Source organism: Nostoc sp. (genome assembly GCF_035638895.1).
GTDB lineage: Bacteria > Cyanobacteriota > Cyanobacteriia > Cyanobacteriales > Nostocaceae > Nostoc.
Genome location: NZ_DASQZC010000503.1, coordinates 1 through 10,819, shown reverse-complemented (window position 1 = coordinate 10,819; position 10,819 = coordinate 1). Strand labels below are relative to the sequence as shown.

The following is a 10,819-nucleotide window of genomic DNA, read 5'->3' as shown; positions in this document are numbered from 1 at the left end:
TCTGAAAACCTAGACTGTGGAATTTATTTAAGTTTTTCGTGAGCAGCTAAAATAATTTTTTCCGTTTCTTCCCAACCAATACATTTATCAGTTACAGAAATCCCATATTTTAATTCTTCTTTACCAGTAATTGGTTGACTACCCTCATACAAATGCGATTCCAGCATCATGCCAACTATTGATGTATTACCATCTACTATTTGCTGAATAATATTTTCTAAGACAGCACCTTGTAATTTGTAATCTTTATTGGTATTGCCGTGGCTACAGTCAATAACAATTCTAGGTAGTAAATCTGCCTGTTTTAATTTTTCTTCTACCAGTTTCACATTCGCTGTATCAAAATTAGGTTGACTACCACCCCTTAAAATTACGTGACCATAGCCATTACCTTTAGTTTGAAAGACGCTAACCTGTCCGTTTTGATTAATTCCGATAAAATTATGCGGGTTTCTAGCTGATTGTAAGGCATTCAAAGCTACTTGAATATTACCGTCAGTACCGTTTTTAAAACCCACAGGCATGGAAAGTCCGCTTGCCATTTCGCGGTGAGTTTGTGATTCGGTCGTGCGTGCCCCAATGGCAGACCACGTAATTAGTTCACTAATATATTGAGGTATGATTGGATCTAGTGCTTCTGTGCCAGCAGGTAATCCCAATTCTGTAATTTTTAATAATAGATCCCGTGCAATTAATAACCCATTTTCTACATGGAAAGAATCATCCATATCTGGATCGTTAATTAACCCTTTCCAGCCTACGGTTGTTCTTGGTTTTTCAAAGTACACTCGCATAATTAGTAGCAGCTTATCCTGGACTTGCTCGGCCAATCTTTTCAACCGTTCAGAATATTCGAGTGCTGCTTTTGTGTCGTGGATTGAGCATGGCCCAACTACTATAAATTTTCTGCGATCCTGAAAATCTAGGATCTGTTCTATTTCCTGCCTATATGCTAAAACTCTTTGCTCGGCTAATTGTGTTAAAGGTAATTTTGATTTAACTTCATTGGGAGTTAATAAAATGCGATCGTTGTCAATGTTAGCGTTGTCGATATTACTATTAAATAATTTGTTGTGCATGGGGATGCTCTGGCAATTTTATATACGCACTTCAAATAAAAAGTGTAACACAAACCCCTGAAATTTTTATATAGCTGATTTTTGGTTTGACAAATTTATCACTAAATTGTACGTAAATAAGGTAATAACTGAAAAAGGGGAAATATTTCCCCCCTTTTTTTACTATTGGGCTACCTGCTCAGTAGTAGTGTATATAATTACTGCCATACAAACACTTTAGCTTCGTATGGCCCCAAGTCAGTTATGATGCCATCGTCACCAGCTTCAACATCATAATTGCCTGTCCACTCGTGCCATATACCAGGGCTGGGAAAATTAGGAACATGATAGCCAGCTAGGAAATTTTCTGAGAAATTTGTAATTACGACTACACGAGAACCTTCATCATTCCAACGAGTATAAGCTAATACTTTTGCCTCTGGATTTTCGTGGATAAAATCAATATTTTCTGTGTAAAGGGCATGATTGCTTTTACGCAGGTTGGTTAAGCCTTTGTATGAATCAAATAAACTCCGATTTAAATCATTACCTAACAGCGTCCAATCGATTTTGGATGATTCAGGTTGCTTGGGTTTATACTCACCAAATTCCTCTCCCATCCAAATCAAAGGTACACCAATAGCAGTCATTAAGATGGCTACTCCTAATTTAGCTCGCCTAAAGGCTTCTTCGTTAAAAATCTCACGGTTCCCCAGTTCTACCATGACATGGTTATGGTCGTGGTTGGTGAGGTAATTTACTACATTGGTGGCACCCAAGAAGCCTTGGCGCTTACAGTCAATGACATCTTTGAGACGCTCTAAATCAAATGTATCACCGCAGATATGTTCTAGAATGCAGTGATAAAAACTGTCATGCCAGCAACCATCCATTGGCCCATCTACATTGGTAATGCTGGTAGTTTCAGGAATGTGTTCAGCAACACTATAAAAAGGCTTCGCGCCAGCAGTTTTTTTTGCTTCCTGAACAATCCAGTGCATGAAATCGTAGTTAGCAATTTGCCGCGCCGCATCATAGCGAATACCATCAAGATGATATTCTGATATCCAAAAACGGATTGCCTCACCAGTAAATTTCCACGCTGGATGAATATCTAATTTTTCGTCATAATGTTCATAATTAAACTCAGGTCCCCAGTTATTATCAGGGTCACGAGGTTCGTGATGATACCAATAATCGTGGTCAATTTGTGTTAACGGGGCAGATGCTTCTGAGTGGTTATAAATTCCATCAAGAATTACACGAATACCTCTACCATGACACTCATCAATCAAATTTTTTAACTCAGCAGTAGAACCATAACTAGATTCTGTTGCAAAGAAGTGACGGGGGTTATAACCCCAACTATAATCACCAGGATATTCTTTAAGTGGCATCAACTCAATAGCGTTGATTCCTAGTTCGCATAAATAATCTAACTTTTCAATGACGTGTTTGTACTTACCTCGTGCATAAGGGTCATCCTCGCCACCAGAAAAGTCACCAACATGCAATTCATAAATTACTAATTCGTGGTCAGCAGGTAAAGGTTTATCATCATGTTGCCAAACATAAGTATCGGTAATTCTTTCGCCATCTTTGACCCGGATAACACCATCATCTTTTCCACTCAGTTCATCTATATCAGTTGCCTGAGGATCTGTAACATCAACCGATTGTTCTGGTTCAAAAAACCATGAATTTGACTGGACACGGAATTTATATTTATAAACGCCGTCTTCTAGTTCAACGCTTGTACGAAAATAACCATCATCACCTTTCTTCATTGGAATTTCTTGCCAATCAGAAAAAGAACCAATTAATGCTACTCCTTTGTTATAAGGTGCAAATAAATTAAATTCAATTGGCTTTGCCATAGAACTGTTTGTAATATTAAGGGTTTATAGAAGTATTCTCGGATACTAATTAAATTTACAAATCGCTCCAGAGAAATAATTTTATAACTAGTGCTTCTATCTTGAGGATGAATTTATAAATATTTTATAAAATAGCTACTTATTGGCTATATTGGACTGTTTCTAAAATTTAGTTTTTAACTAATATCCAGATTATATTTAGTATGTTTGCTGCCAATAATACTAAATTTTAAAAGTTTTTATTAATTTTTTAATTAGCAGATATTAAGTAAAACTAAAATGGCTATTGCTAAATATCTGCTGTATAAGATTACTCAATTTTGCCGTTAGTTTGTTGCAGATAACTTAACAACCAACCTGCTGCTGTCGCCCTGCGAGTTTGCCGAGGCCCAAATTCCCCAATTTTGTAACCTTTGAAACCCAGCTTTTCTTTGAGCAGTTGTTTATTTTCAACAGGAATTGAACGAGTCAACTTGACTGTTGCGGGGCGAGATTCAATAAAATTTGGTGGTTGGGGGTAATCATCTTGCCATTCTGGTGCAACTAGGCTAGTGTCCCATTGTGCAGTTGAGGAATCATAGCGATAGCCTAAATAATGCCATAGCAACTCGTTGACTGTGGCATCATCAAGTTTTTCGTCAAGAATTGCCCAAATTGTTTCTGTATTGAGTGGTGGCAAGTTAGACATAAGCAATTCAAAATTCCAAGTTTGAAAACTGACTACTGATTAATTAAATTCACTACAGTTAGTAGGTATTGAAAAATACTTTATCACTACTCTGCGACACTCCCAAAGATAGGGATAATTTTATTTTTATCTACGCCTGCTGGAAGATTTATCCGCTACAAGCATTAGACAAACTACTAAAGTGAGCCTCAATAAGGAGATTCGCTAACTCAGGAGGAAAATTATGCAAATAGGGGATATGTTCAGAAATATAATTGGTGGCAAGCAGAAAAAACGTGATGAAGAATCGGATAATGGCGATCGCCAGTACAAACATCGCGGTGATGATGACGACGATGACCGGAAGTACGAACATCGCGGTGATGATGACGATGACGAAGACCGGAAGTACAGACATCGCGGTGATGATGACGATGACGAAGACCGGGAGTATAAACATCGCCATGACGAAGACCGCCAGTATAGACATCGCAGCAATGACGACGATGACGAAGACCAGGATTAATTTCGCTAGTTGGAGTTAAAAACAGCTTGTGTATACACAAACTCGGTAGACTGGAAATCGTAAAGATTATACCAGTCTATGCAGAATTCCACAGCACTGCCAAAGATCATCCGCGCCCATGTATTCATTTCTGGCCGAGTCCAAGGAGTCGGCTATCGCTATTCCACTGTAGATACAGCTAGGCAGTTGGGATTAACCGGCTGGGTGCGGAATCTCCCCGATAATCGAGTAGAGGCAGTCTTTGAAGGAGCGCAAGATGTTGTAGATAACATGGTTCGCTGGTGTCACTCTGGGCCACCTGCTGCTGTAGTTCAAGATGTTGTGGTTGAGTATGAAGAACCGGAAGGGTTGCAGGGATTTGAAGTTAAGCGGGTTGATTAATCATTGGTCATTTGCCTATGGCAACTCCTTCAGGTGTAGGCGCAAAATTCCTTGAACTACTTGTTGTACAGCTTCTTTACTCAAGCTGCCATCTACCCGTACAATTCTTGAGGGATAGGATGTTGCTAACTCTGCGTATCCTTGCTGAACGCGCCGATGAAAAGCGATTGTTTCTTGTTCAATGCGGTCTAACGCCATTCCATCTCCCCGTTTACGGGCTAGTCCTACTTCGACATCGACATCTAGCCAAATAGTTAAGTCACTCTCTAAACCAGCAGTGGCAATATGATTAAGCTGATTGATTAAACTCATGTTAAGACCGCGACCATATCCTTGGTAGGCAATGGTAGAGTCAGTGTAGCGATCGCATAAAATATATTTCCCTGCTTGCAGTCGCGGTTTGAGTTCTTGTTCAACGTGTTGCGATCGGTCAGCAGCATACAACAAAAGTTCTGTCACTTGTGCAACTGGTTTATCCTCCGTCTTCTCTAATAGCAAGCGGCGAAGATGTAAGCCTAACTCTGTTCCACCGGGTTCACGAGTAACAACCACAGCAATACCCAGGCTTTCCAACCACTCAGAACAAAGCTGCATTTGGCTAGTTTTACCACAGCCTTCTACCCCTTCAAATACAATAAATTTGCCATTCATATTTTTTATGTTCACTACTTTAAAAATAACTTTTGGATATAAGGCAATACGGTTCAGTTAAGCATTTTTTCCTTCTCTTTGCGTCCTTCTCTTCTCTACGAGAGGCTGCGCGATGGCGGTAGCCTGCGGCAAGCCGCTTTGCGTCTACGTTAAAGAAATTGACTTTGACAAACGGTTTTACCCCACCCTAACCAATACGGTTCGGTTAAGGCAAGAGACGCGATAAATCGCCGTCTCTACAAAGGACTGATTCTTGTAAAGACGGCGATTGGTACAAGCATTCCAGAAAAAGTACAAAAACACTTGTTTGAACCATTCTTTACTACTAAACCAGTTGGGAAAGATACGGGATTAGGTTTGTCTATTAGTTATCAGATTAACACTCAAAAACATCAGGGAACATTAGAATATATTTCTGCTCCTGGACAGGGGACAGAATTTGTAATTGTAATTCCGCTAACCCAGCAAGCTATTTAATTGTCAACATAAATAGAAATTAGTTCGACACCCATAGGATTACCTAAGTTAGGAATTAGACTATCATTTTGAAAAAAGGATGATAGATAATTATGGTATGTCAAAACTGTCAACAGGTTATAGAACAGCTAAATATTAATATCGATCTGTTCTTTCAAAAATTAGAGACAGCTTCAAATAGAAGGCAAATCAGTGAAATTGACAAGGAAATTATTTGTCAATCTCTATTAGGACACTCTCGACAACATATAGCTAAAATCTTCAATTTATCTGACCAACAAATTAGAGATAGGCTGAGTAATAATATTTATCCTAGAATAGCAGAGCTGATGCAAATTGACCAAGAAGAAATAGCTGGGAAGTGGGTTAAGCTGCTTAATTTCTTACTTCATCTTAATAACGGATATAAATTGCAGACTGCTCCTCAATTAAACAATGATAACTTTCAAGGTAGTTTTGGCAGACAAATTTTTCTTTTTCCCCCAAATCAAGATATTGTAGAGTTACAAATCCAAGGAAATAAATTTTATCAGCAAGGACTTTATTATCAAGCATTAAAGTGCTTTATTTGGGCTTGGAAAAAAGAAATAGAAATTTATGGTACAGGGAATCCAGAAATTTTAATTTATATTAATAACTGCTTAATTGAATATAAGCAATCTCTTTTACGAGAGAAAAAAATTCATATTTATACTTTGGCTGTGGTTGTGCCATTTTATCATAATCAAGGTCATGTAGCATCTGAAACTTTACGAGGTATTGCTCAAATTCAACTCTAAATAAATCTTCAAAGCTTTGAGAAAATTTCACTAGAAAAAGAGATAAATTTAGATGATATAAAACCCGACAAGTTTTTTACTCTAAATAATACAGATAGTCAGATAGCCTTGAAAATTTTAATTGTCAATGATCCTAATAATTTATATGCACCATATAGCCAAACAGCAGAGAATTTAGCCAATTTAGCGCCACAACTAAACCTGATTTCTATCATTGGTCATTATTCAAGTGAAATGACTAAAAAGGCACTAAATTTATATTCTCAAAATGGACTAATTTTAGTAAACTCTAGCAGTACATCTAATGAACTTTCTCATTTATCTGGGGGTGGAAGTTTATCCTTTTTTAGACTGACTACTCAAGATAGCATAAATGCCACGCAATTAGCTCATTACTTGACAGAAACATTGTCTGGTAAAAGTCATAAAAAAGTAGCTATTATCTATAATAAAAATAGTAGTTATAGCACTTCATACAGAAATACTATCAAAAAATGTCTTGAGCAATATAGTGAACAGCTTATTTTTCTAAAAGAATGTAGTTATATTAGCGAAAAATATTATCAGATTCAAGCTTATCTAGAAGATATTAAACAGAATGGCGTTGATATTATTATTATAATTCCTGATGGGGGAATTGAACCTAATTCCCTTGATAATGCTGGACTGATTAGTAGATTAAAAATCAATAGCTGTCTAATAGCTGGTTCAGCAACTTTTTACCATGAGAATGTTTTACATTGGATTGATGAACAAAGTCAGTATAATTTGGTAAATAAAAATGACTGTCAAATTATAGCTTGTGTTCCTTGGCATTGGCACAGCAAAACAAATGGGTGCAATAATGAAAATCAACTAGGGCAAAAGTTTTGTCAACTAGGCACTCAATTATGGGGAGAAGAAAATTTAACATGGCGTAGTGCAACAGCTTTCGACTCAGTGTTAATAATTCTGAGAGTTTTAGAGCAATTTCAGATTTCAGATAGTCAATCTTTATTGATATATATGAATAAATATTTCAAAGAAGATAAAAAGCAAGTGAGAGGAGTTACAGGAATTATTCAATTTGAAAAGAATGGCGATCGTATCAATCCTCCAGCAGAAATAGTAGCTGTAAAATGGAATGTACAACAGTCTAAATGGCAGTGGACAATTTAATAATTATATTTTCAATTAACTATATCTAAGATTCCACATCTGTAGAAAAATATTCCATACCTGAAGTAGAAAGACTTCATAACTCATTGTTATGCTACCTGTATAGCGTTGAAAAAACAAAATCATGTTGAAATTTTTTGCCGATCGCGGTGGTACATTTACAGATATTATTGCTGTTACTAATAATCAAGCAATTATAGACAGACTCTCAAGACATCCTGAACGTTTTTTAATTGTCACTCTGCCTAATGAGCAATGGACTATAGTCTATAAACTACTTTCAGAAAATCCCGAACAATATCAAGATGCAGCCATCCAAGGTATACGGGATATTATAGGTATTTCTGGTAACGAAACCATTCCTACTGAAGTTATAGAAGTAGTAAAAATGGGGACAACAGTAGCAACAAACGCACTCTTAGAAAGGAAAGGCGATCGCGTCGTTCTTGTGATCACTAAAGGGTTTAAAGATGCCCTACGAATTGGCTACCAAAACCGTCCTAACATCTTTGCCCGTCATATCATTTTACCAACCATGCTTTATGAGCAGGTGATTGAAATTGATGAACGTTACGATGCTCATGGGAATGAATTAATTCCTGTAAATATTCAACAAGCCAAAAATGACTTACAAGCAGTTCATAACACAGGAATTCGGAGTTGTGCTATTGTTTTTATGCACAGCGATCGCTATCCCAAACACGAACAAGAAATAGCCAAAATCGCGCAAGAAATCGGCTTTACACAAATATCTGTATCTCATCAAGTTAGTCCGTTAATGAAATTAGTCAGCCGAGGAGATACAACAGTAGTCGATGCTTATTTAACTCCGATTCTACGTCACTATGTCAACCAAATAGCGAGTCAGTTACCTGGAGTCAAATTAATGTTCATGAAATCTGACGGCGGTTTAGTTGCAGCCGAACAATTTCAAGGCAAAGATAGTATTTTGAGTGGCCCGGCTGGAGGTATTGTCGGTGCAGTCCAAACTAGTAAAAGAGCAGGTTTTGAGTTAGTTATTACCTTTGATATGGGAGGGACAAGTACAGATGTTGCCCACTTTAAAGGAGAGTATGAACGACAACTAGATTCAGAAATTGCTGGGGCGCGGATGCGAGTTCCTGTATTAGCAATTAATACAATTGCGGCTGGAGGCGGTTCAATTCTCTTTTTTGATGGTTCTAGTTATCGTGTCGGCCCTAAATCTGCTGGTTCAAATCCTGGCCCTGCTTGTTACCGACGCGGGGGGCCATTAGCGGTTACTGATGCTAATGTGATGTTAGGCAAAATCCACCCGCAATATTTTCCCTCGGTTTTTGGAATTGATGGAAATTTACCTTTAGATAAAGATACTGTAATTCAGGAATTTACACAATTAGCCCAAGATATTCAAGGCGCTACCTTAAATCATTCTACCCCCGAACAAGTAGCAGCTGGATTTATTGCGATCGCAGTGGAAAATATGGCGAACGCAATTAAAAAAATTAGTCTGCAACGGGGTTATGATGTCAGCCAATATGTGCTTTGTTGTTTTGGCGGCGCAGGTGGACAAGTTGCTTGTTTAATTGCCGATACCTTGGGAATGAAAAAGATATTTCTCCACCCTTATGCTGGTGTTCTCTCTGCTTATGGAATGGGATTAGCTGATGTCCGGGCGATTAGAGAAGCAGGAGTAGAACAGCCTTTAACCCAAGCATTAATCCTTAAATTACAGCAGTTAATGGAACATTTAGAAACTCAAGCTAGAAGTGAAATAAATGAAGTGCGTAGTCTTGTAGAAATAGTCCGAAAAGTTAACTTAAAATATGAAGGAACCAACTCTACTTTAACCGTTAACTTTGCCGATGATGTGGTATTGATGCGGCAAGAATTTGAGGATGAACATAAATCCCGCTATGGTTTTATTCAATTAGATAAAACTTTAATTGTTGAATCCGTCTCAGTAGAAGTAATTCAGAAAATGGAAACTCCCGAAGAACCCTTAATTACTCGTACACGTTCTATAGTTAAAACTCCCGAAGCCGTTGAGATAGTAAGGATGTATACTGCTGAAAGATGGCATGATACGCCTGTTTACCGACGAGAAGATTTACAACCAGAAGATATTATTAATGGGCCTGCGATCGTTGTTGAAAAAATTAGCACAATTGTAGTAGAACCTAACTGGCAAGCAATATTAACTGAATATAATCATCTAATTTTACAGCGTCTATAAACTGCTTATACAGCAAGTATTTGTGGTGTCCAGGTTAAAAAACAGCGATTACCTTTCTGCTCCGTAACTTTTGCACCTAGCCTATCATAAAAACTAAGCCCGCGATTGTTGCGAGCATCAGCATTCCAAGCAAGATGGGTACAGTCATTGTCTTTTGCTAGTTGAGCTAAATAACTCATTAACGCGGCTCCTGCTCCCTGGCTTCTCATATCTTCGTCCACATACAAATCATCAAGCCAGACACTCGGTTGCCCTACAAAAGATGAGTATCTAAATCCATATAAAGCAAACCCAACCACACACTCTGAGGTTTCTGCAAATAAAACATAAGAGAAAGGTACTGTTCCAAAAATTGTTTTACATATCTTATCCTCAGTAACTTTAAGTACACCAGAATAAGCACCAATGTTTCTATCAAATTCAGACTTTTTTTGGATAAAGGAAAAAATTAGTGATACGTCATCAGGTGTAGCAGGCCGAATCTTCATTGAACTACTTTAATCACTTTAGTAGATAATCTTAGCAAAGAATAGGAATCAAACATGTACACAATATCTCAACCTGATCCCGTCCGCTTAGAAATATTCAAAAATCTCTATCAATTTATTGCTGAACAAATGGGAATTGTTCTCCAAAATACGGCAGCATCTGTAAATATTAAAGAAAGGCTAGATTTTTCCTGCGCTATTTTTGACTCTTCTGGATTATTAGTTGCTAATGCCCCCCACATTCCTGTACATTTAGGCTCAATGAGCGAAAGTGTCCGTAGTTTAATTAACGAAAAACGCGACACCCTAAAACCAGGAGATGTCTATCTATCTAATAACCCCTATAATGGCGGAACTCACCTTCCCGACGTAACTGCAATTACCCCTGTTTTTCTAGAAACTCCTGAAAATACTCCATTCCCTACTCCCCTCTTTTTTGTTGCTTCTCGTGGACACCAAGCAGATATCGGTGGAATTACTCCTGGTTCAATGCCTCCTCACAGTACGACAGTAGAAGAGGAAGGAATTATTTTTGATAATTT

General features: G+C 37.7%; 11 protein-coding genes and 1 pseudogene. 7 read left to right on the top strand and 5 right to left on the bottom strand.

Annotated features, from left to right (window positions below):
* Positions 1-23 precede the first annotated feature (23 nt).
* From VE944_RS25070 to VE944_RS25060, 3 genes are all read right to left on the bottom strand, one after another.
* Positions 24-1,079, bottom strand: a complete 1,056-nt coding sequence (locus VE944_RS25070; RefSeq protein WP_324983492.1) for a 3-deoxy-7-phosphoheptulonate synthase — start codon at positions 1,077-1,079, stop codon at positions 24-26.
* A gap of 197 nt (positions 1,080-1,276) precedes the next feature.
* Entirely contained in the window at positions 1,277-2,935 is a 1,659-nt protein-coding gene (locus tag VE944_RS25065; RefSeq protein WP_324983490.1) for an alpha-amylase family glycosyl hydrolase, read from the bottom strand.
* A 310-nt stretch (positions 2,936-3,245) separates the two neighbouring features.
* Positions 3,246-3,623: a DUF1823 family protein gene (locus tag VE944_RS25060; RefSeq protein ID WP_324983487.1), complete on the bottom strand. Its 378-nt coding sequence runs from the start codon at positions 3,621-3,623 to the stop codon at positions 3,246-3,248.
* A 223-nt stretch (positions 3,624-3,846) separates the two neighbouring features.
* On the opposite strand from VE944_RS25060, the gene VE944_RS25055 reads away from it, so the two are divergent.
* A complete protein-coding gene (locus VE944_RS25055; protein ID WP_324983484.1) occupies positions 3,847-4,128 on the top strand; it encodes a polyribonucleotide nucleotidyltransferase in 282 nt (93 codons plus the stop codon).
* A gap of 78 nt (positions 4,129-4,206) precedes the next feature.
* On the top strand, positions 4,207-4,509 hold the full coding sequence (locus VE944_RS25050; RefSeq protein WP_324983481.1) for an acylphosphatase: 303 nt from the start codon (positions 4,207-4,209) through the stop codon (positions 4,507-4,509).
* A gap of 15 nt (positions 4,510-4,524) precedes the next feature.
* Here the strand turns inward: VE944_RS25050 and tmk are convergent, their stop codons facing one another.
* Positions 4,525-5,160, bottom strand: coding sequence for a dTMP kinase (tmk, locus tag VE944_RS25045; RefSeq protein WP_324983479.1), 636 nt, complete (start codon positions 5,158-5,160; stop codon positions 4,525-4,527).
* 270 nt (positions 5,161-5,430) lie between these two features.
* Here tmk and VE944_RS25040 point away from each other — a divergent pair.
* From VE944_RS25040 to VE944_RS25025, 4 genes and pseudogenes are all read left to right on the top strand, one after another.
* A pseudogene (locus VE944_RS25040) lies at positions 5,431-5,637 on the top strand (sensor histidine kinase); the annotation flags it as partial.
* A gap of 92 nt (positions 5,638-5,729) precedes the next feature.
* Positions 5,730-6,416 (top strand): hypothetical protein, encoded by a 687-nt coding sequence (locus VE944_RS25035; RefSeq protein WP_324983477.1) that lies wholly within the window; start codon positions 5,730-5,732, stop codon positions 6,414-6,416.
* A gap of 108 nt (positions 6,417-6,524) precedes the next feature.
* The gene (locus tag VE944_RS25030) at positions 6,525-7,574 is read left to right on the top strand and encodes an ABC transporter substrate-binding protein (RefSeq protein WP_324983474.1); all 1,050 of its coding nucleotides are present in this window, start codon (positions 6,525-6,527) and stop codon (positions 7,572-7,574) included.
* A gap of 124 nt (positions 7,575-7,698) precedes the next feature.
* Entirely contained in the window at positions 7,699-9,789 is a 2,091-nt protein-coding gene (locus tag VE944_RS25025) for a hydantoinase/oxoprolinase family protein (RefSeq protein ID WP_324983472.1), read from the top strand.
* A gap of 5 nt (positions 9,790-9,794) precedes the next feature.
* Here the strand turns inward: VE944_RS25025 and VE944_RS25020 are convergent, their stop codons facing one another.
* Complete coding sequence (locus VE944_RS25020; protein WP_324983469.1) at positions 9,795-10,277, bottom strand: GNAT family N-acetyltransferase; 483 nt, start codon at positions 10,275-10,277, stop codon at positions 9,795-9,797.
* Between the two features lie 54 nt (positions 10,278-10,331).
* On the opposite strand from VE944_RS25020, the gene VE944_RS25015 reads away from it, so the two are divergent.
* On the top strand, positions 10,332-10,819 hold a 488-nt coding region (locus VE944_RS25015), incomplete at its 3' end, for a hydantoinase B/oxoprolinase family protein (RefSeq protein ID WP_324983466.1).